The 20,725-nt window shown below is 74.4% G+C and carries 19 protein-coding genes; 4 read left to right on the top strand and 15 right to left on the bottom strand.

Annotated features, from left to right (window positions below; translation table 11 throughout):
• Nucleotides 1-57: 57 nt before the first annotated feature.
• The 5 genes from BLU95_RS30165 to BLU95_RS30145 are packed head-to-tail and all read right to left on the bottom strand — an operon-like array spanning nucleotide 58 to nucleotide 5,752.
• On the bottom strand, nucleotides 58-1,035 hold the full coding sequence (locus BLU95_RS30165) for an ABC transporter ATP-binding protein (protein WP_093862757.1): 978 nt from the start codon (nucleotides 1,033-1,035) through the stop codon (nucleotides 58-60).
• Nucleotides 1,032-2,033, bottom strand: a complete 1,002-nt coding sequence (locus BLU95_RS30160; RefSeq protein WP_093862756.1) for an ABC transporter ATP-binding protein — start codon at nucleotides 2,031-2,033, stop codon at nucleotides 1,032-1,034. Before BLU95_RS30160 ends, BLU95_RS30165 begins: the two co-directional genes overlap by 4 nt.
• Nucleotides 2,033-3,019, bottom strand: a complete 987-nt coding sequence (locus tag BLU95_RS30155; protein ID WP_093862755.1) for an ABC transporter permease — start codon at nucleotides 3,017-3,019, stop codon at nucleotides 2,033-2,035. The genes BLU95_RS30160 and BLU95_RS30155 overlap by 1 nt, the downstream gene beginning before the upstream one ends.
• Entirely contained in the window at nucleotides 3,016-3,978 is a 963-nt protein-coding gene (locus BLU95_RS30150; RefSeq protein WP_093862754.1) for an ABC transporter permease, read from the bottom strand. The genes BLU95_RS30155 and BLU95_RS30150 overlap by 4 nt, the downstream gene beginning before the upstream one ends.
• 13 nt (nucleotides 3,979-3,991) lie before the next feature.
• Complete coding sequence (locus tag BLU95_RS30145; RefSeq protein ID WP_093862753.1) at nucleotides 3,992-5,752, bottom strand: ABC transporter substrate-binding protein; 1,761 nt, start codon at nucleotides 5,750-5,752, stop codon at nucleotides 3,992-3,994.
• Nucleotides 5,753-5,984: 232 nt separating this feature from the next.
• Here BLU95_RS30145 and BLU95_RS30140 point away from each other — a divergent pair, with 232 nt between their 5' ends.
• On the top strand, nucleotides 5,985-7,460 hold the full coding sequence (locus BLU95_RS30140; RefSeq protein WP_231977893.1) for an aminopeptidase P family protein: 1,476 nt from the start codon (nucleotides 5,985-5,987) through the stop codon (nucleotides 7,458-7,460).
• 120 nt (nucleotides 7,461-7,580) lie between these two features.
• Here BLU95_RS30140 and BLU95_RS30135 read toward each other — a convergent pair whose 3' ends face one another.
• From BLU95_RS30135 to BLU95_RS30125, 3 genes are all read right to left on the bottom strand, one after another.
• Nucleotides 7,581-8,612, bottom strand: a complete 1,032-nt coding sequence (locus BLU95_RS30135; RefSeq protein WP_093862752.1) for a nitronate monooxygenase — start codon at nucleotides 8,610-8,612, stop codon at nucleotides 7,581-7,583.
• Between the two features lie 74 nt (nucleotides 8,613-8,686).
• Nucleotides 8,687-9,337 (bottom strand): response regulator, encoded by a 651-nt coding sequence (locus BLU95_RS30130; RefSeq protein ID WP_093862751.1) that lies wholly within the window; start codon nucleotides 9,335-9,337, stop codon nucleotides 8,687-8,689.
• Nucleotides 9,334-10,542 (bottom strand): sensor histidine kinase, encoded by a 1,209-nt coding sequence (locus tag BLU95_RS30125; protein ID WP_093862750.1) that lies wholly within the window; start codon nucleotides 10,540-10,542, stop codon nucleotides 9,334-9,336. The genes BLU95_RS30130 and BLU95_RS30125 overlap by 4 nt, the downstream gene beginning before the upstream one ends.
• Nucleotides 10,543-10,704: 162 nt before the next feature.
• On the opposite strand from BLU95_RS30125, the gene BLU95_RS30120 reads away from it, so the two are divergent.
• Together BLU95_RS30120 and BLU95_RS30115 are read left to right on the top strand one after the other, a co-directional pair.
• Nucleotides 10,705-11,781 (top strand): ABC transporter permease, encoded by a 1,077-nt coding sequence (locus BLU95_RS30120; RefSeq protein WP_093862749.1) that lies wholly within the window; start codon nucleotides 10,705-10,707, stop codon nucleotides 11,779-11,781.
• Nucleotides 11,778-12,461: an ABC transporter ATP-binding protein gene (locus BLU95_RS30115; protein ID WP_093862748.1), complete on the top strand. Its 684-nt coding sequence runs from the start codon at nucleotides 11,778-11,780 to the stop codon at nucleotides 12,459-12,461. Before BLU95_RS30120 ends, BLU95_RS30115 begins: the two co-directional genes overlap by 4 nt.
• Here BLU95_RS30115 and BLU95_RS30110 read toward each other — a convergent pair.
• The 3 genes from BLU95_RS30110 to BLU95_RS30100 form a co-directional block, all read right to left on the bottom strand.
• The gene (locus BLU95_RS30110; protein ID WP_231977891.1) at nucleotides 12,451-13,029 is read right to left on the bottom strand and encodes a Uma2 family endonuclease; all 579 of its coding nucleotides are present in this window, start codon (nucleotides 13,027-13,029) and stop codon (nucleotides 12,451-12,453) included. The genes BLU95_RS30115 and BLU95_RS30110 overlap by 11 nt on opposite strands.
• Nucleotides 13,030-13,104: 75 nt before the next feature.
• Complete coding sequence (locus BLU95_RS30105) at nucleotides 13,105-13,821, bottom strand: GntR family transcriptional regulator (RefSeq protein ID WP_043471943.1); 717 nt, start codon at nucleotides 13,819-13,821, stop codon at nucleotides 13,105-13,107.
• Nucleotides 13,822-13,997: 176 nt separating this feature from the next.
• The gene (locus tag BLU95_RS30100; protein ID WP_093862746.1) at nucleotides 13,998-14,930 is read right to left on the bottom strand and encodes an NAD(P)-dependent oxidoreductase; all 933 of its coding nucleotides are present in this window, start codon (nucleotides 14,928-14,930) and stop codon (nucleotides 13,998-14,000) included.
• Nucleotides 14,931-15,060: 130 nt separating this feature from the next.
• On the opposite strand from BLU95_RS30100, the gene BLU95_RS30095 reads away from it, so the two are divergent.
• Nucleotides 15,061-15,708 (top strand): TetR/AcrR family transcriptional regulator, encoded by a 648-nt coding sequence (locus BLU95_RS30095; RefSeq protein ID WP_093862745.1) that lies wholly within the window; start codon nucleotides 15,061-15,063, stop codon nucleotides 15,706-15,708.
• Nucleotides 15,709-15,896: 188 nt separating this feature from the next.
• Here the strand turns inward: BLU95_RS30095 and BLU95_RS30090 are convergent, their stop codons facing one another.
• The 4 genes from BLU95_RS30090 to BLU95_RS30075 all read right to left on the bottom strand — a co-directional run bounded on the left by BLU95_RS30090 (nucleotide 15,897) and on the right by BLU95_RS30075 (nucleotide 20,579).
• Nucleotides 15,897-16,979: an ornithine cyclodeaminase family protein gene (locus BLU95_RS30090; RefSeq protein WP_502689750.1), complete on the bottom strand. Its 1,083-nt coding sequence runs from the start codon at nucleotides 16,977-16,979 to the stop codon at nucleotides 15,897-15,899.
• Complete coding sequence (locus BLU95_RS30085) at nucleotides 16,976-18,043, bottom strand: proline racemase family protein (RefSeq protein WP_093862744.1); 1,068 nt, start codon at nucleotides 18,041-18,043, stop codon at nucleotides 16,976-16,978. Before BLU95_RS30085 ends, BLU95_RS30090 begins: the two co-directional genes overlap by 4 nt.
• Complete coding sequence (locus BLU95_RS30080; protein WP_197698824.1) at nucleotides 18,043-19,416, bottom strand: aldehyde dehydrogenase family protein; 1,374 nt, start codon at nucleotides 19,414-19,416, stop codon at nucleotides 18,043-18,045. The genes BLU95_RS30085 and BLU95_RS30080 overlap by 1 nt, the downstream gene beginning before the upstream one ends.
• A 158-nt stretch (nucleotides 19,417-19,574) precedes the next feature.
• A complete protein-coding gene (locus BLU95_RS30075; RefSeq protein WP_093862742.1) occupies nucleotides 19,575-20,579 on the bottom strand; it encodes a proline racemase family protein in 1,005 nt (334 codons plus the stop codon).
• Nucleotides 20,580-20,725: the final 146 nt, after the last annotated feature.

Genomic DNA, 20,725 nt, shown 5'->3' with positions numbered 1-20,725 from the left:
CGCGGTCGGGGACGCGCCCATCGGCAGGCGCCCCCGACCGCGAGACCGCGTCCCGGATCAGTCCTCCGGGAAGTGGCAGGCCGCCTCGCGCCCGCCCGGCCCGGCGATCCGCAGCAGCGGACGCTCGGTCCGGCAGATCTCCTGGGCCTTCGGGCAGCGCGGGTGGAAGGTGCACCCGGGCGGCGGGGCGGCCGGGCTCGGCGGGTCGCCGAGCAGCACGATCCGCTCCCGCGCCCGCTCCGCGGCCGGGTCCGGCAGCGGCACCGCGGACAGCAGGGCCTTGGTGTACGGGTGCGCCGGGTTGCCGTACACCTGGTGCTTGTCGCCGATCTCGACGATCCGGCCGAGGTACATCACGGCGACCCGGTCGCACACGCGCTTGACCACGGAGAGGTCGTGCGCGATGAAGATGTACGCCAGCCCCAGTTCGTCCTGGAGGCGCTCCATCAGATTGACCACCTGGGCCTGGATGGAGACGTCCAGCGCGGACACCGGCTCGTCGGCGACCACCAGCCGGGGCGAGGTGGCCAGCGAGCGGGCGATGCCGATGCGCTGGGCCTGGCCGCCGGAGAACTCGTGCGGGTAGCGGTCCAGGTGCTCGGGGATGAGGCCGACCAGCTCCATCAGCTCGGCGGCCCGCTTGCGGGCGTCGGCCGCGCCGCTGCCCTGGACCAGCAGCGGCTCGGAGATGATCCGGGCCACCGTCTGCCGGGGGTTGAGCGAGGAGTACGGATCCTGGAACACCATCTGCAGGTCCCTGCGGTGCGGGCGCAGCTGGGCCTGGGTCAGGCCGCCGATCTCGGTGCCGTCGAAGTTCACGGTGCCCGAGGTCGGGTCGATCAGCCGGACGACCATGCGCCCGGTGGTCGACTTGCCGCAGCCGGACTCGCCGACCAGGCCGAGGGTCTCGCCGGCGCCGACGTCGAAGCTGACGCCGTCCACCGCCCGGATCGGGGCGCCGGGCTTGCCGGTGCGGGAGCGGCGGCCGGGGAAGGTCTTCACCAGGTCCCGGACCGTCAGCAGGGGTTCGGTCATCCCAGGACTCCTTCCGGCACCAGCGGCAGGTGGCAGGCGGCCTGGTGGCCGGGGGCGAGCGGGCCGAACTCGGGCCGCTCGGACAGGCAGCGGGCGTGCTCCTCGGCGGCCGCGGCGGTGGTGCGGGCGCAGCGCGGTGCGAAGGAGCAGCCGGGGGCGGGGGCGATCAGCGACGGCGGGCTGCCGGGGATGGCGCGCAGCGGGGCGTCGTCGGTGTCGTCCAGACGGGGCAGCGAGTCGAGCAGCCCGCGGGTGTAAGGGTGCGCGGGGGCCGCGAACAGCCGGTCCACGGGAGCCTGTTCGGCGGCGCGGCCGCCGTACATGACGAGCACTTCGTGGGCGACCCGGGCGACCACGCCGAGGTCGTGGGTGATCATCACGACGCCGAGTCCGCGCTGCTCCTGGATCCTGGCGATCAGGTCGAGGATCTGGGCCTGGACGGTGACGTCGAGCGCGGTGGTCGGCTCGTCGGCGATCAGCAGCTCGGGCTCGCAGGCGAGCGCCATGGCGATCATCACGCGCTGGCGCATGCCGCCGGAGAACTGGTGCGGGTACTCGTCGACCCGGCGGGCCGGCTCGGGGATGCCCACCTCGGCGAGCATCTCGATCGCGCGCTCGCGGCCGGCCTTGCGGGAGGCCTTGAAGTGCACCCGGTAGTGCTCGGCGATCTGCTCCCCGACCGGGTAGAAGGGGTGCAGGCTGGACAGGGGGTCCTGGAAGATCATGGCGATCCGCCGGCCGCGGATCGCGCCGAGCCGCTTCTCGCCCAGGCCGTTGAGCTCCTGGCCGTCGAGCCTGATCGAGCCGTCGACCCGGGCGCCGCGGTGCAGGCCCATGACGGCGAGCGAGGTGACGGACTTGCCGCTGCCGGACTCGCCGACCAGGCCGAGGGTCTTGCCGGCCTCGACGGTGAAGTTGATGCCGTCGACGGCCCGGACGGTGCCGCGCGGGGTGTCGAAGGCGACCTTGAGGTCCTCGACCTCCAACAACGACGTCATCAGTACCTCACTCTCGGGTCGACGTAGGCGTAGAGCACGTCGACCAGCAGGTTCGCGACGACGATGAAGAAGGCCGCGAGCAGGGTCACGCCGAGGATGACGGGCTGGTCGGAGCGGAGCAGGCCGTCGTAGAAGAGGCGTCCGATTCCGGGCAGTCCGAAGATGGACTCGGTGATGACGGCACCGGCCAGCAGACCGCCGAGGTCCATGCCGAAGATGGTGAGGATCGGCGTCATGCCGGAGCGCAGACCGTGTTTGACGGTGACGGTGAGCGCCGGCATGCCCTTGGCGCGGGCGGTGCGGATGTAGGGCTCGGCCATCGCCTCGATCATCGAGGTCCGGCTCTGCCGGGCGTACTGGGCCGCGTAGAGCAGCGCCAGGGCGGTCCAGGGCAGCAGCAGGTTGGAGGCCCAGGACAGCGGGTTGTCGGTGAGGTTGTGGTACGCGGGGTAGGGCAGCAGGTCGGCGGTCCGCACCACGCCCCAGATCAGCATGATCGAGGTGAAGTAGACCGGCAGCGAGGCGGCGCCGACCGACAGGACGGTGAGGACCTTGTCGACGACGGTGTTCTTGCGCAGCGCCGAGGTGATGCCGGCGCCGAGCCCGAGCAGCAGCCAGAGCACGGCCGAGCCGATGGCGAGCGAGACCGACACCGGCAGGCGGTCGACCAGCAGGTCCCAGACCGGCAGCGAGTACTCGTAGGAGTAGCCGAGGCAGGGGAAGCCGCAGTGGGTGGCGCTGGCTCCGCTGCCGTAGTCGCGGCCGGCCACGATGCCCAGCAGGTAGACGAAGAACTGCTCCCAGACGGGCTTGTCGAGGCCCATCGCGGCCTTGACCTCGATCAGCCGCTCGGGGCTGCAGGTCTTGCCGCAGGCGGCCGCGGCCGGGTCGTTGGGCAGCAGGTAGAAGATGGTGAAGGTGATGGCGCAGATGGCCAGCAGGATGCCGGCGACGCCGAGCAGCCGGCGCCCGAGGTAGAGGATCACGACCGTCCTCCCTTCGGGTCGAGGATGTCGCGCAGCGCGTCGCCGAGCAGGGTGAAGGCGAGGACGGCGACGAACAGGAAGACCGTCGGGATGAGGAAGTACGTCGGGTCGGTCTCGTAGAAGACGATCGACTCGGCGATCATCTGCCCCCAGGAGGGGGTCGGCGGCCGGACGCCCACGCCGAGGTAGGAGAGCGCGGCCTCGGTGGCGATCATGCCGGGGATCAGCAGCGTGGTGTACGCGATGATCGGCCCGGAGACGTTGGGCAGGATCTCCCGGGTGAGGATGCGCCAGGACCGGGCGCCGCCGACCTTGGCCGCCTCGACGTACTCGCGGTGCTTGAGCGAGAGGGTCTGGCCGCGGACGACGCGGGCCACGCCGGGCCAGCCGAACAGGCCGATGACCACGGTCATCAGCAGGATCCGGTTGACGTCCTTGGCCACCGACATCATCGCGATCATGAAGATCAGCGATGGGAACGACATCGTGAGGTCCATCAGCCGGGACAGCAGGCTGTCGACGCGGCCGCCGAAGTAGCCGGCCGCGATGCCGGCCAGGGTGCCGGCGATCACGACGACGGCGGTGGCGACGAACGCGATCAGCAGCGACACCTGGCCGCCGTGCAGGACCCGGGCGAACAGGTCGCGGCCGGTGGCCGGCTCGACGCCGAACCAGTGCCGGGCGCCGACGCCGCCGAAGTCGCCCTTGGGCAGGCCGCCCAGGTAGGCGTCGACGGAGCGCTTGTCGAACTCCTCGGCGTTCCAGCCGCCGAGCGCGCTCAGCGGCCCGGCCAGCACGGCCATCAGGACGAGGAGGACGACCATGACCAGGCCGAAGCGGGCGGAGCCCTTGGCCCACAGCTGGTCCCAGACCAGCCGCCAGGGCCCGCGCCCGGAGGCTTTCGCGGGGCCCGCCGCCGCGACGGGCGCGGCGGCGGGCTCAGTCGTAGTGGTGCTCATGACCGACGGTTCCTCAGCCCTGGCTCTTGGCGGGGTCCTTGAGGCCGATCGTGGCCATGTCGATCATGCCGGCGTAACCCGGGGCGCCGAAGGCACCGGCCACGTTGGTGCCGACCAGCAGCGCGCGGCGCTGCCACATGAGCGGGACGGCCGGGGCCTTCTGCAGCAGCGCCTCGTCCAGCTTCTTCCAGGCCTCGTTGGCCTCGTTCACGTCCGGGAGGGCCGCGATGCGGTCCATCTCGTCCATGGTGGCCTGGTCGCGGAACTGGCTGTAGTTGCCCTGGTTGCCCTTGTCCTTGATGGTGCGGCCGTCGAACAGGAAGGGCAGGAAGGTGGCGCCGGACGGGTAGTCCGGGCACCAGCCGTTGATGGTCAGCTCGGGCGCGGCCTTGGCGTCGCCGAGGGTGTCGGTGAACGCCGAGGGGTCGACGGTGTTGACGGTGACCGTGATGCCGGCCTTGGACAGCGACTGCTGGATGGCCTCGCCGCGGGTCTTGTCGCCGAGCGAGACGGTGAGCGAGACCTTGAGGTCGGTCTTGCCGGCCGCCTTGAGCAGGTCCTTGGCCTTCGCCGGGTCGCCGGCGGCCGGGATCTTCAGCGGGTCGGCCTTGACGCCGCCGGTCAGCGACGGCGGCAGGAAGGAGGTGGCGACGTCGGCGATCGCGGGGCCGCCGAAGGCGGTGACCTGGGCCTCGCGGTCGACCGCCCACATGACGGCCTCGCGGACCTTCGGGTCGTCGAACGGCGCCTTGGAGGTGTTCAGGTAGAGGCTGTCGGTGCAGCCGGTGCGCTCGGCCACCATCCGGGCCTTGACGTCGGCCTTGGGCAGCACCTTCGCGACGGACTCGGGGCGCATCCAGGGCATCTCGATCGCGGAGGCGTCGGCGCCGTCGCTGGCGATGATGCGGTCGTCGACCTGGCCGCCCTTGAGGCCCTGGGTGACGACGATCTTGTCCGGGTAGGCCTTGCGGATCGGGTCCGAGGACGGGTCCCAGTTGGTGTTGCGGACCAGCACCAGCTGCTTGCCGCGGTCGTAGCTCTCGATCTTGTACGGGCCGGAGGAGAACGGCCGCATGTCGTACTGGGTGCCCTTCTCCTGGGCCGGCGGCACCGGCGCGAAGGTGGGCAGGGTCGCGGTGTAGGCGAACTCGGCGACCGGGCGCTTGAGCCGGAAGACGATGGTCCGGTCGTCCGGCGTCTCGATGCTCGCCAGGTGCTCGCCGGTCAGCGGGCCCTTGTAGTTCTCGCCGCCGGCCAGGTACTGGGCCGCGTAGTCGGGGCCGCCGGTGAGGTCCGGGGAGAACGAGCGCTCGACGTTGTACTTGATGTCGGACGACTTGATCGGCGAGCCGTCCTCGTACTTCAGCCCCTCGCGCAGGGTGAAGGACCAGGTCTTGCCGCCGTCGGACGGACGGCCGGTGTCGGTGGCCAGGTCGGGGACGATCTGGTTGCCGGCGTCACCGGGCTCGGCCTTGAAGGTGACCAGGGTGCGGTAGATCAGCCGGGTGCCGAAGTCCATCTGCGGCAGGGTCCAGTTGCGGGCCGGGTCGAGGTGGGCGAAGTCCTGGTTGGTCAGCACCGTCAGGGTGCCGCCCTTGACCGGGGTGCCGCCCACGATCGTGCCGCTGTCGGCACCGGGCCCCTTGGTGGAACTGGCGGCAGCGGTGTCGCCGGAGCCGTCGTCGCCCTTGTCCTTGCTTCCGCAGGCGCCGAGCCCGAGGGTGAGTGCCGCCGCGATGGCCGCCGCGAGGGCGGTCTGGGTACGCCTGTTCATATCTGACTCCGCAGTGGGGGGCCCGCCGAGAAGGCCCGTCGTCCAACCCCGGGGGTGGATCCGGGGCCCGGCCGGGAGGGCGACCTCAGGGGGTCTAGCCGCTCCGCGGTGTGACCCGTAACATAGTAATGTGAAATTGCACTGCACAAGAGGTGACGCCACCCGTTACCGAGCTGTGTCCGTGCAACCCCCTCCTCCCCCCGACTCCGCACCACGCGTTTAGGAGTACCCGGTGACCCTCCGTCAGACCGGCCTCAACACCGGCAGCCACGACCTCCCGGTGTCGGCGGCGCTCAACGCCTTCATGGGCACCTCCTGGGCCCCCACCCCGCTCCCGGCCGAGAACCGCGTCCCCGGCTACGCCGTCACCCCCGGCCGGCGCACCCGGCTCTCCGCGGCCTTCCCCGGCGAGCGCCTGATCGTCCCGGCCGGCCGGCTCAAGGTCCGCAGCAACGACGTCGACCACCGCTTCCGCCCGCACAGCGCCTACGCCTGGCTCACCGGCCTCACCGGCGAGGACCAGGTCGGCCACGTGCTCGTCCTGGAACCGACCGGCCCCGACGGCCACGAGCCCGTCCTCTACCTGCGCCCCCGCTCCCCCCGCGGCGGCGACCCGGTGCGCGGCGCCGAGTTCTTCCGCGACCGCCGCTACGGCGAGTTCTGGGTCGGCCGCCGACCCGACCTCGACGAGGCCGCCCGGCTCACCGGCGTGCGCGTCGAGCACCTCGACGAGCTGGACAAGCTGCTCGCCGGACCGCGGCCCGCCACCCGGGTGCTGGCCGGCGTCGACCCCGAGGTCGACACCGCCACCGGCCGCCCCGGCCCCGCCGAACTCGCCGACGCCGACGGCCTGTTCGCCGCCGTGCTGTCCGAGCTGCGGCTGGTCAAGGACATCTGGGAGGTGGAGCAGCTCCAGCTCTCCGTCGACCACACCGTGCTCGGCTTCGAGGACGTCGTCCGCGCCCTGCCCGCCGCCCTGCGCCACCACCGCGGCGAGCGCTGGATCGAGGGCGTGTTCAACCTCCGCGCCCGCGCCGAGGGCAACGGCGTCGGCTACGAGACCATCGCCGCCGCCGGCGCCCACGCCTGCGTCCTGCACTGGATCCGCAACGACGGCGCGCTCGACCCGAACGCCCTGCTGCTGCTGGACGCCGGCGTCGAGACCGACACCCTCTACACCGCCGACATCACCCGCACCCTCCCGCTGAGCGGCACCTTCACGCCCGTCCAGCGCCAGGCCTACGAGCTGGTGCTCGCCGCCCAGCAGGCCGGCATCGACACGCTGCGCCCAGGTGCCCGCTTCCGCGACTTCCACGCCGCGGCCGCCCGGGTCATCGCCGAGGGCCTCGCCGACTGGGGCGTCCTGCCCGTCTCCGCCGAGGAGGCGCTCGCCGAGGACAGCGGCCTCTACCGCCGCTACACCCTCTGCGGCACCGGCCACATGCTCGGCCTCGACGTGCACGACTGCGCCCGGGCCCGCGCCGAGACCTACCTGGACGGCGTCCTCGAGGAGGGCCACGTGCTCACCGTGGAGCCCGGCCTCTACCTCCAGCCCGACGACGAGACCCTTCCCGCCGAGCTGCGCGGCCTCGGCATCCGGATCGAGGACGACCTCGTCATCACCGCCGACGGCGCCCGGCTGATGTCCGGCGCGCTGCCGCGCAGCGTCCCGGCCGTCGAGTCCTGGATGGCCGGACTGCTCGGCTGAGCCGACGGTGCCGGCCCCGCGGCGGTGGGGCCGGCACCGTTCGGGGGCCTCGCTCCCGGCCCCCGCCCCGGCAGGGGTCCGGGAGCAAGGCCCCCGGGAACGGCCGCAGGGCCGCCGGGCTCACCGCCCGGCGGCCCGGGCCTCCTCCCACAGGCGGGCCACGATCCCCGCCGCCGGGCCGCCGCGCGCCGCCCGGTGGCCCGTCCCGGCCCACAGGTGCATCGCCCCGGTGTCACCGCGCCCGGCCGCCGCCGCGCGCAGCGGCTGGGTCAGGTGGTGCACCTCCGGATAGGCGGCGGGCGCGTACGGCCCGTACCGGTCGATGAACGCGTTCCGCAGCCCCCGCGCCGGGCGCCCGGTGAACGCCCGGGTCACCGCCGTCGCCTCGAACTCCGTCAGCGCCGCCCGGTGCGCCGCCGACGTGCCCGCCTCGTCCGCCCGCAGCAGCGCCGTCCCCAGCTGGACCGCCACCGCCCCGGCCCGCAGCGCGGCCGCCACCGACGCCCCGTCGGACAGCCCGCCCGCCGCGACCAGCGGCAGCCCCGTCACCGAGCGCACCCCGGCCAGCAGTTCCAGCAGCGGGACGTCCCCCGGCCGGTCCGCGACCGCGTGGGTGGCCCGGTGGCCGCCCGCCTCCGGGCCCTGCACGCACAACGCGTCCATCCCGGCCGCCTCGGCCCGCCGGGCCTCCTCCGGCGTGGTCACCGTGCCCACCTGGAACACCCCCGCCGCCCGCAGCGCCCGCGCCTCCTCGGCGGCGGGCAGCCCGAAGGTGTACGAGACCACCGCGACCGGGTCGGCGAGCAGCACGGCGACCTTGGCGTCCCAGTCGTCCCGGTCCGGCCCGATCGCCTCCGGCAGCACGACCCCGTGCCGCTCCGCCTCGGGCCGCAGCCGCTCCCGGTAGGCGGCCACCGCGGCCGGGTCACCGGGCGGGGCCGGCACGAAGAGGTTCACCCCGAACGGACGGTCCGTCACCTTCCGGGTCAGCCCGATCTGTTCGGCCGTGGCGGCGGCGCTCCGGTAGCCGGCGGCCAGGAAGCCCAGCCCGCCGGCCGCGTTCACCGCGGCCACCAGCTCCGGCGTGGTCGCCCCGCCGGCCATCGGTGCGCCGAGCACGGGCACGGCGAGTTCGTCGAGTCGGACGGCCATCCGGGGATCCTCCGATCACACGGCACACGGGGTCGCCGACCACCCTACGCCCGCCGCGTGCCGCCTCTCCTCGCTCACCCTCCGCGCCGGATCAGCCCCCGCGCCCGCGCCTCCCGCACCGCCGCCGTCCGCGACTCCACACCCAACTTGGTGTAGATGTGCACCAGATGCGACTTCACCGTGGCGAGGCTGAGGTGCAGCCGCCCGCCGATCGCCTGGTTGGTCAGCCCGTCCGCGACCAGCCCCAGCACCTCGGTCTCCCGCGCGCTCAGCGCCGCCGCCGGCGTCCGCATCCGCTCCAGCAGCCGGTCCGCCACCGTGGGCGCCAGCGCCGGCCGGCCCGCCGCCGCCGACCGCACCGCCCGGGCCAGCTCCTCCGGCGGCGCGTCCTTCAGCAGGTACCCGGTGGCCCCGGCCTCCAGCGCCGGCAGCGTGTCCGCGTCCGTGTCGTAGGTGGTCACCACCAGGACCCTCGGCGCCCCCGCGCCCCGGGCCGTGATCGCCGCCGTGGCCTGCGCCCCGTTCATCGCCGCCCCCGGCCCGAACTGCAGGTCCATCAGCACCACGTCCACCGCCACCTCGGCCGCCAGCTCCACCGCGCGCTCGGCCGTGGCGGCCTCCGCGACGATCGCGAAGTCCGGCTCGCTCTCCAGCACGGCGCGCAGCCCGGCCCGGACCACCGGGTGGTCGTCGGCCAGCAGCAGCCGGATCACGGACCCCGTCACGACGACTCCTCCCCGGGCACCGGCAGCAGCACCGCGAGCACGGTGCCCTCCCCCGGCGCGGACTCCACCGCGAAGGTCCCGCCCAGCGCCCGCGCCCGGGCCCGCATCGACGGCAGCCCGTAACCGCCGTCCCCGCCGCCGGCGGCCCGCGTCCGCACGGCCTCCGGGTCGAACCCCGCACCGTCGTCCACCACGTCCAGCGCCACCTCGCCCGGCATGAAGCTGAGGGTCACCTCGGCGTGGCCCGCTCCGGCGTGCCGCACCGTGTTGCCGAGCGCGGACTGCGCGATCCGCAGCAGCGCCACCTCGTGCGGCACCGGCAGCGGGACCCGCTCCCCGGACACCTGCAGCCGCACCGGCAGGCCGCCGCGCACCGACGTGGTCGCGCACAGCCGCTCCAGCGCCACCGGCAGGGTGTCGCCCTCCAGCGCCGGCGGAGTGAGCGCACGCACGAAACGGCGGGCCTCGTCGAGGTTGTCCTGCGCGGCCTGCCGGGCCTGCTCCACGTACTCGCCGGCGGTCTCCGTCCGCTCCGGCAGCGCACGCTGCGCGGCCCGCAGCAGCAGCTGGATGCTGGTGAGGCCCTGCGCCAGGGTGTCGTGGATCTCCCGGGCCAGCCGCTCCCGCTCGGCGAGCACCCCGGCCGCGTGGTGGGCGGTCGCGAGGTCGGCGCGGGCGGCCGTCAGCTCGTCGATGAGCCGCCGGCGCTCCTCGCTCTCCCGGTAGAGGGCCTGGTAGCCGAACACGGTCGCGACGGCGAAGGCGGCCCCCAGCAGCGGACCGATCGCCGGCGCGACGCCGACGGTGTGCTGATGGGCCGAGTAGGCGACGATCGCCGCGACGGCGGTGAGCCCGACCGCGGCCACCCCGGACCGCCGGCCGAGCAGGTGCAGTTCCAGGAAGTACAGCGGGAACGCCAGCCAGACCCCGTCCGGGGTGGCGACCAGCACACCCGCCCAGGTGACCCCGAGCAGCGCCAGCCAGAGCGCGGCGGCCCGCCGGGAGCGGCCGACGGCGCCGATCAGCGGACCGGCCGCGTAGACGGCGGCCGTCGCGCCGGCCGCGGCGGTGACCGCCGCCGGATCGCCGTCGTGCCCGGCCACGGCCCGGACCACGGCGAGCGCGAGCAGGCCCGCCACCAGCAGGTGCAGACAGACCCGGAGCACGCGGGCGACGGGGGTGGTTCGGGGTCGATCGGTCGCCATCCGTCCAGCCTAGGGGCCGTGCCGCCGACCGGCATCAATCGAAAGGTTGAACTCCGTTTCCGCCCTTCGAAGCCGAGGATCCAATCCCCGGTGCGATGCCCGGCGGGCCCGCGTCCGGCCACTCTCGTCAGTGTCGCAGCGGATCGGACGAAAGGGCTCGCGGTGTTCGTCGCCTGGAGGGATCTGGGGTTCGCCAAGGGGCGGTTCGCCCTGATGGGAACCGTCGTCGTGCTGATCACCGTGCTGGTCGGCCTGCTGTCGGGGCTGACCGCCGGGCTCGGCCGGCAGAACACCTCGGCCGTCACCGGCCTGCCCGCCGACCACCTGGCCTTCGGCCGGCCCGCCGACGGCCGGAAGCTGTCGTTCACCGACTCCCAGGTCACCCCCGAGCAGTGGCAGGGGTGGGCCCGCACCCCCGGCGTGACCGACGCGCAGCCGCTCGGCATCGCCACCACCAAGGCCGCGGCCGGGCCGCGCACCGCCGCCCTCTCCGTCTTCGGCCTCCCCGACGGCTCCGCACTGGCCCCGCGGGGCGACTCCCTCGCCCCGGGCCGGGCCGTGCTGTCGCGGACCGCCGCCGAGGACCTCGGCGGGCTGCGCCCCGGCGACGCCTTCACCGTCGCGGGCCTGCCGCTGACCGTCGCGGCCGTCGCCGGGGACGCCTCCTACAGCCACACGCCGGTGGTCTGGACGACCCTGGCCGACTGGCAGCGGGCCGCCCCCGGCGGCGCCGGGCACGCCACCGTGGTCGCGCTGACCACCACGAAGGGCGCCGACCTGGCCGCCGCCGACACCGCCCTCGGCACCGAGACCCGCGACCGCGACGGCGCGCTCGCCGCGATCGGCTCCTACACCTCGGAGAACGGCTCGCTGCAGCTGATGCGCGGCTTCCTGTTCGCCATCTCGGCGCTGGTGATCGGCGCCTTCTTCACGGTCTGGACGATCCAGCGCAGCGGCGACATCGCCGTCCTCAAGGCCCTCGGCGCCTCCACCCGCTACCTGTTGCGCGACGCCCTCGGCCAGGCCGTCCTGCTGCTGCTCCTGGGCACCGCGGTCGGCACGGCCGTCGCGGTCGGCGTCGGCGCGCTGCTCGGCTCCGCCGTCCCGTTCGTGCTGGACGCCCCGACGGTGCTGCTGCCCGCCGCCGTCATGATCGCGCTCGGCGCGGTCGGCGCGGCCCTGTCCGTCCGCCGCATCACCTCCGTCGACCCGCTGACCGCCCTGGGGAGTGCCCGATGACCCTGCACCTCGACCGCGTCACCCTCACCTACCCGGACGGCGACGGCCGGCTGACCGCCCTCGACGAGGTGTCGCTGACCGTGCCGAAGGGCACCCTCACCGCCGTGGTCGGCCCGTCCGGCTCGGGCAAGTCCAGCCTGCTGGCGGTGGCCGCGACCCTGATCGCCCCGGACTCCGGACGGGTGGTGGTGGACGGCACCGACACCGCCGGACTGGACCGGGCCGGGCTGACCGCACTGCGGCGGCACCGGATCGGCATCGTCTTCCAGCAGCCCAACCTGCTGCCCTCGCTGACCGCCGCCGAACAGCTCCAGGTGATGGCCCACCTCGACGGCCGCTCCGCACGGGCCGCACTCCCCCGCGCCCTGGAGCTGCTGGCCGCCGTCGGCCTGCGCGACCTGGCCGGCCGCCGCCCGCACCAGCTCTCCGGCGGTCAGCGCCAGCGGGTCAACATCGCCCGCGCGCTGATGAACGACCCCACCGTGCTGCTGGTGGACGAGCCCACCAGCGCCCTCGACCACGAACGCGGCGCCGCCGTGCTCGACCTGCTGACCTCCCTCACCCACCGCCGCGCCACCGCCACCGTCCTGGTCACCCACGACCGCAGCCACCTGACGGCGGTCGACCAGGTGGCCGAGGTCCAGGACGGCAGGCTGACGGTGCCGGCGGTCAGCGCCTGACCTCGACCAGGTCCGCCACCGCGAACGTCACCGAAGCCCCGATCGACGGCGGCAGGGTGAACTCCTCGCCGGGACGGCGCACTTCCCGCACCCGGTACTCGGCCCCGCGCGGCTCGGTGAACACCACGACCTGCTCACCGGCCCGGTCCACGACCACGTAGACCGGCACACCGGCGGCGGCGTACGCGGCCGGCTTCCGGGTGAGTTCGTCCCCCAGCACGGACGACCCGACCTCCACGACCAGACGGAAGCACGCCGGGTCGTAGCAGTCGTAGCAGTTGAAGTCGAGCATCCGGTCGTCCGATTCCGGCTCGACGACCGACACGTCCGGCATCGCGTAGTCGAAGGGCCCGGTCGGCAACCGGATCGCCAGCTGCCGGAAGACCTCGGCCCTGCCCGGTTCGTCCAGTCCGGCCCGGAACAGGGCCGCCATCACATCGGTCAGGATCTCCGCGTGCCCACCGTCCGGCAGCGGTTCGACCGAGACGAGGCCACCGAGGATCTCGACGCGGTGGCGGGGGAAGCGGTCGAAGAGGACATCGGCCATGTCGAACGGTGAGGGAGGCACACTGGTCATCCTCCCGAAGGCGGCCCGAGCGCCCCGGAAACACCCGGAACCCTCACCCGAACGGGTGGCTCACCCCTATCGGGCGCGCAGCCGCAGGCCGGTGCGAGACTCCTCCTCGGCCGCCTCCTCCTGGCCCTCCGCCCACAGCGAGCGGACGTGGCTGAGGTGACGGGTCATGCAGGACTCGGCGGCCGGGGCGTCGCCGGCGATCATCAGGTCCAGCAGCTCCAGGTGCTCCTCCGCCGAGGAGACCAGCTCGCCGCGCTCGGCCAGCCGGTTGAGGCCGTAGAGGCGGGAGCGCTTGCGCAGGTCGCCGACGACCTCGACCAGTCGGGAGTTGCCGGCCAGGCCGAGCAGGTCGAGGTGGAACTGACGGTCCGCCTCCAGGTAGCCGATGAGGTCCTGCTTGCCGGCCGCGACGACGATCGCCTCGGCCTGCGGGCGCAGCGCCTCCAGCTGCTCGGGGGTGGCGGTGCGGGCGACCCGGCCGACGGTCGGGACCTCGATCAGGGCGCGGATCTCGGTGAAGTCGTCGAGGTCCCGCTCGGTGAGCTCGGTGACCCGGAAGCCCTTGTTGCGGACGGCCTCGACCAAGCCCTCGCGGGCGAGGTCCAGCATGGCCTCGCGGACCGGGGTGGCGGAGACGCCGAAGTCGGCGGCCAGGGCGGGCGCGGAGTAGACCACCCCGGGGCGCAGCTCGCCGGAGATCAGCGCGGCCCGCAGGGCGTGGGCGACCTGGTCGCGCAGCCGCTCCTGGACGGAGATCAGGGTGCGGGGTTTGAGGTCGGCCATGGTGTTCCTCCGGTGAGTGCAGAACACCAGCGTACAATGTCACGTTACGTTGAGTGTGCAACATTCCGTGATTTCGAACGACCGGTCAGCGCACGGCATCCATGGTCGGACACCATCGTGACAGGGCCGCCGCCCGCTGACAACGGCCGGCGGCCCGACTCCTCGATTCCGCCCCCTCACTCCCCCTTGAACAACGGCACCAGGCTGGTCACGCTGGACCCTCCGCGCCCGGCCCCGACCGCCTTCCGGAAGGTGTCGGCGAGCAGCCTCGGCAGCGCCCCGTCCACGCCGGAGGCCTCGACGGTGTGCAGGACGTGCTCGATGCTCGCGACGCCCATGGTCAGCCGGTCGACGTCGCCCGCGTGGTTCCCCGCGGCGATCCGGGGCGCGTAGAAGGCGAGGAAGCCCGGCAGCGAGGCGGCCGTCGAGGTGGCGTAGGGCAGGAACTCGTCCGCCGGGATGCCGTTGGCCTCCGCGACGGCGGTGGCGTGCAGATAGGCGGCCAGCGAGGTCCAGAACAGGTCCATCTGGATCTGGTAGTAGAGCTGCGCCAGCCCCGGGTCGTCACCGCGGTAGTCGGCGCCGGTGAGCACCTCCAGGGCGGCGCGGTGCCGCCGGAACAGCTCGGCCGGGCCGCTGTAGTAGGTGGACGACTCCGGCCGCCCGATGCCCGACGGCGGGACCTGCACACCACCGGTGAGGTGCCCGGCGCCCCGTTCGGCCAGCCAGCGGGCGGCCTCCCGGGCCCGGTCGGGGGTGTCCGAACTGAGGTTGACCACGACCTTCCCGGACAGCTCCGCCGCGGCGGCGGCCAGCACGGCGAACACCGCGTCGTAGTCGGTCAGGCTCAGCACGACCAGGTCGTTGGCGGCGACCGCCGCGGCCGCGTCCGGCGCTAGCACGGCGCCCCGGGCGACCAGCTCCCCGGCCCGGCCGGGGCTCCGGTTCCACAGCGTCACGGCGTACCCGGCGTCCAGGTAGGCGCCGGCCATCGCCAGGCCCATCGGGCCGAGGCCGATCAGGGTGACGGAGGGCCTGCCGCCCTCCTGCCGCTCGTGACCCTGCTGCTCGTGGCCCTGCTGCTTGTTCTCCTGGTGCGCGACAGACATGGGGATCCCCTCCGAGGACGACCGGAACGATGACCGGAACGAGGAGTAGAACGAACGCTCTATCCAGGAGCTGACGCTAACACAGCTCTGGAACGAACGCTCTATCCATTTGATCGGCTAGACTCCCCCCGTGAAGACGACGACCACCGGCACCCGCGAGCGGATCGTCCGGGCCACCTCCCGGCTGCTCCAGCGCCAGGGGTACGAGGGCACCGGCATCAAGCAGATCTCCCGCGAGGCGGAGGCCACCCTCGGCTCCGTCTACCACTTCTTCCCGGGCGGCAAGCAGGAACTGGCCGCCGAGGCGATCCGCCACGGCGACCAGGAGTTCGCGGAGCTGCTGCGCCAGGGGCTGGACAGCGCCACCGACCCCGCCGAGGCGGTCACCGCCTGCACCCGGCTGCTCGCCGAGGCCCTGCGCGCGTCCGACTGGCAGGACGGCTGCCCGATCACCACCACCGCGCTGGAGACGGTCGGCCGGGCGCCGGTGATCGAGGAGGCCGTCACCGCGGCGTTCGCGCACTGGCGCGCCGTCGTCGAGGAGAAGCTGCACGGCAGCGGCATCGGCCTCACCGACGCCCGCGAGCTGGCCGCCACCGTCATCAACACCCTGGAGGGCGCCGAACTCGCCGCCCAGGTCGCCCGCAGCGAGGAGCCGCTGCACCTCACCGGCCGTCACCTCGCCCGGCTGATCGACACCTACCGGCCGCAGCCGTCGCCCGCGACCGCCACTGCCGCCGCAGCCGGCACCAACGCCGCCGCAGCCGCCACCGCCTGACCGGAACGCGAAAAAGCGGTCGGCGTGGCGGGGGATCCCTTCCCACCACGCCGACCGCGACTCCGGCCGGCACAACAACGACCGATCCCCGTCCGGGGCAACCGACTCGGGGACGGACACCGGCACAGCGCCGAGCGCCGGTACCCGATCGGCCGGGCCCCACAGCAGACCGGTGCCGACCGGAAGCCCTATCCGCCCGTCCCGCACCGGTGCACCTCGGCCGCGACCGCGAGGTCCTGCCAGGCCATGCCGACGCTCTTGAAGAACCTCGGCCGGTCGGCCGGAACCGGGGCCTCGCCCCGTACCAGCTCGGCCAGGTTCCACAGCGGGTCGGCACCGGTCACACCCGCCATCAGCAGGTCACCGGCCTCCCGCAGCGCGGCGGCCCGGGCCTCCACGTACAGGGCGGACCGGCCGACCAGTACCTCGTCCACCTCGCGGGCGTCCACCTCGTGCGAGCCGACCGCGGCCACCGCCGCGTGGTCCGGCACCAGCGCGCCGTCGAACAGCGGCGTGCGGGCGGTGGTGCAGCAGACCACCAGGTCCGCCTCCGCCACCGCGGCCGAGGTCCCGGCGGCGGCCTCCAGGCCGAGCCCCCGGGCGTACCGGACCAGCGCCCCGGCCGGCTCCGCGCTGCGGGCGACCACGGTCACCCGGGTCAGCCGGCGGACGGCGAGCAGGGCGTCCAGGTGCCCGTAGGCCTGCGGACCCGAGCCGAACAGCACCAGGTGCTCCGCCTCCGGCACCGCCAGCCGGTCCAGCGCGACGGCCGTGACCGCGGGGGTGCGCAGCGAGGTCAGCGCGATGCCGTCGAGCAGGGCGACCGGCTGCAGGGTCGGACCGTCCAGCAGCAGGTAGCCACCGGTGATCCGGGGCAGCCCGGCGGCGGGATTGGCGGGCGCGACACCGGCGATCTTCACCCCGACGTAGGCCGCGGAGGCGGCCGGCATCATCAGCAGTTCGCCGGCCGGTACCGGGACCGCCGAGCGGGCGGGGGCGCTCTCCGGGTCGAGTCCTTCGAGCAGCACCCCCTCGATCGCCCGTGCCGCCTCCTCCGGCGTCAGTGCGACCGCGCCGGTCGGCAGCACCACCGGCCCGGCGGTCGGCGCGGCGATCGGCGCGGCGATCGGCCCACCGGCCGGGGCGGCCGGGACGACGGCGACGGAGCCCGGGACGGCCGGGACGGCGGCGACGGAGCCCGGCGCGGCGGGCCGGAGCGGCTCGGCCGCCACGCCGGGCGGTACGGGGGCGGTCCGCAGGTCGCCGCTCACAGCAGGAACCCCGCGCCGAGCGTGTCCTGCGGGTCGAGCACGAAGCGGTGCTCGCCGGTCCGGTGCGCGGTGCCGGTCACCTCGGTGACCACGCCGTCGCCCCACGGGTCGCCGCCGGGCAGGACCCGCCCGCCGAAGACCGTGCCGACGATCGACTCGTGCCGCAGCTCCGCGCCCGGGGCGAGCCGCCCCTCGGCGGCCAGCACCGCCAGCCGGGCCGAGCTGCCGGAGCCGCACGGCGAGCGGTCGATCTGGCCGTCCGCGAAGACGGTGACGTTGCGCTGGTTCAGCGCGCCGTCCACCGACGGGAGCTCGTCGAACAGGATGACGCCGTAGACGCCGGACAGCCGCGGGTCCACCGGGTGCCGCACGGCCGGGGAGTCGGCCAGCGCGGCCCGGATCTCCCGGCCGGCGGCGGTGAGCTCGGGCAGCCGGTCGAGGGTCACCGAGAGGCCGAGGGCCGCGGCCGGGACGGAGACGTAGCAGGCGCCGGAGTGGGCCACGGCCACCTCGACGGTGCCGCGCGAGGTCTCCACCGGGAGCTTCAGCTCGCTCACCCAGGAGGGCACGTTGCGGAAGGTCACCCCGGTGGTCCGCCCGGCGGACCGGTTGACCAGCGCGGTGACCCGGCCGGACGGCACGTCGATCCGGACCCGGGCGACGCCGTAGTCGGGCGCGGCGACCAGGCCGGAGTCGACCGCCCAGGCGCCGAGCGCGATGGTGCCGTGGCCGCAGGCGGTCGAGTAGCCGTCCTTGTGCCAGAACAGCACGCCGAGGTCGGCCCCATCGTCGTCGGGCGGCACCAGGAAGCCGCCGTACATCCCGGCGTGGCCGCGCGGCTCACGGGTGAGCAGCTGCCGGACGTCGTCCAGCGGGCCGGGCCGGGGCGCGGTGGCGGTGCCGCCGGCACCGATCGCGATCGCCCGCCGCTCGGCGACGCTGTCGCCGGGGACGACGGGTGTGCCGCCGACGACGATCCGGAACGGCTCGCCGGCCGTGTGGTAGTCGACCGTGTCGACGTGCACCGCCGCGGGCGCCTCCCGGCCGGGGAGGTCCGAGGTCATCAGGCGCCTCCGCCCGGCAGCAGGGTGACGGTGCGGCTCTGGGTGTAGAAGTCCAGCGCGGCCTGCCCCTGCTCGCGGGCACCGTGGCTGGCGCCCTTGGCGCCGCCGAACGGCAGGTGGAAGTCGACACCGCTGGACGGCGCGTTGACCCGGATCATGCCGGCGTTCAGCCGGTCGGCGGTGGCGAGCGCCGCGTCCAGGTCGCGGGTGTGCACCGAGGCGGACAGCGTGTACGGGGTGTTGTTGGCGAGCGCGATCGCCTCGTCCAGGTCGGCCGCCGCGTGCAGCACGGCGATCGGGCCGAAGAACTCCTCCCGGCTCAGCGGGTGCTCGTCCGGGACCCCGGCGACCAGGGTCGGCTCCAGGTACCAGCCGTCCCGGGCGGGCGCGCCGCCGCCGGTCAGCACCTCGGCACCGGCCTCCCGGGCGGAGTCGACGGCCGCGGTGATCTCGTCCCGGGTGGCCTCGTTGATGACCGGCCCGCAGGAGGTGCCGTCGACCTGGCCGAGCGCCTTGACCAGGGCGGCGCGCAGCGGCTCGTAGGCCCCACCGACCGCGACCACCCGGCTGGTGGCGGTGCACTTCTGCCCCGCGTAGCCGGCGATCGCGTTGGCGAGGTGGGCGGCGGCCTGGTCGATGTCGGCGTCGGGCAGGACGATCGCGGTGTTCAGCCCGCCGAGCTCGGCCTGGACCGGGATGCCGCGGTCCGTGGCGGTGCGGACGACCTGGCGGCCGACGCCGGTGGAGCCGGTGAAGGAGACCACGTCGGCCGCGCCGACCAGGGTGCCGCCCTCGGCGCCGCCGCCGGGCAGCACGGTGAAGACATCGGCCGGCAGCCCGGCCTCGGCGACCAGCTCGGCCAGCCGGCGGGCGCAGCCGATCGCCTCCGAGGAGGGCTTGAGCACCACGGTGTTGCCGACGGCCAGCGCCGGGGCGGCCTTCCAGGTGGGGATCGCCAGCGGGAAGTTCCACGGCGTGACCAGGCCGGCGACCCCGTACGGGCGGCGGCGGGTGAGCAGCAGGCCGGGCCCGCCGGCGGTCTCGTGCACCTCGCCGGAGGCCGCGAACGGCGCCTGCGCGTAGTAGCGCCAGATCGCGACGGTGCGGGCGACCTCGCCGCGCGCCTCGGCGACCGGCTTGCCGACCTCGCGGACGACCAGCTCGGCCAGCTCCTCGGCGTGCGCCTCGACGACGGCGGCGATCCGGGTGAGCGCGGCCGAGCGGCCGCCGGCGCCGGCGGCGAGCCAGCCGGGCTGGGCGGCGCGGGCGCGGGCGACGGTGGCCAGGACGGCCTCGGCACCGGGGGCGGGCGCCTCGGCGACGAGGTCCGCGGGGTCGGCGGGGTTGTACGAACGGATCGTCACTGCAGGCAGCCCTTCGGGGGTTCGACGGGTTTTCGGAGCGGGTCGGAGGCCCGGCCCCGCGGTGGGTGGCCGGCCCCGGGACGGGGGGGCCGGCCGGCGCGGGGCCGGGGCGGAGCGGGAAGCGGGGCGGAGCGGGGCCGGGGCGGAGCGGGAGGCCGTGGCCCCGGTCAGAGCAGGAAGCCGGCCGGGAACGGGTCGCTGGGGTCGAGGAAGTACTGGGCGGTGCCGGTGATCCAGGCCCGCCCGGTGACGGTCGGCACGACGGCCGGGCGCCCGCCCACCTCGGTCTCCTCCACCAGCCGCCCGGTGAAGGTGGTCCCGATGAAGGAGTCGTTGCGGAAGTCGCGGTCCAGCGGCAGCTCGCCGCGCGCGTGCAGCTGGGCCATCCGGGCCGAGGTGCCGGTGCCGCAGGGCGAGCGGTCGAACCAGCCGGGGTGGATGGCCATCGCGTGCCGCGAGTGCTCGGCGGTCGAGCCGGGGGCCAGCAGCTGCACGTGGTGGCAGCTGTGGATGGACGGGTTCTCCGGGTGCACCGGCCGGTCCGGGCCCGCGTTGATGGCGTCCATGAGGGCGAGGCCGGCGTCCAGGATCTCCTGCTTGCGCTCCCGCTCGAACGGCAGGCCGAACTCCGCGAGCGGCAGGATCGCGTAGAAGTTGCCGCCGTACGCCAGGTCGTAGGTCACCGTGCCGTGGCCCGGGACCTCGATCTTGCGGTCCAGCGCCTCCGAGTAGGACGGCACGTTGCGGATGGTGACCGCCGTGGCGGCACCGTTCTCGACCGCGACATCGGCGATCACCAGGCCCGCCGGGGTGTCCAGCCGGACGGTGGTGACCGGTTCGACGACCGGCACCATGCCGGTCTCGACCAGCACGGTGGCCACGCCGATGGTGCCGTGGCCGCACATCGGCAGCAGGCCGGAGACCTCGATGTAGAGCACGCCGAAGTCGGCGTCCGGCCGGGTCGGCGGCTGCAGGACGGCGCCGCTCATCGCGGCGTGGCCGCGGGGCTCGTACATCAGCAGGGTCCGGAAGTGGTCCAGGTGCTCCTGGAAGTACGTCCGGCGCTCGGCCATGGTGGCACCGGGAATGACACCGAAGCCACCGGTGACGACCCGGGTGGGCATGCCCTCGGTGTGCGAGTCGACGGCGTGGAAGACGTGACGGCTGCGCATCTGCTGACGCTCCGTGGGTGGGGAGATGGCTGGCATTCGTCGAGGCCGGGACGGTCCGGACGGGGGTGGACCGGCGGGGCCGGAAGGTGGCCCGGAGGCCGGCTGCCCCCGCAGCCGGCCGTCCCGGACACTCGGAACCGGAAATC

The sequence above is a fragment of the Streptomyces sp. TLI_053 genome (genome assembly GCF_900105395.1).
Taxonomy (GTDB): Bacteria; Actinomycetota; Actinomycetes; order Streptomycetales; family Streptomycetaceae; genus Kitasatospora.
The sequence above is the reverse complement of the archived record's forward strand: the minus strand, read 5'-3'. Positions and strand labels throughout refer to the sequence as shown.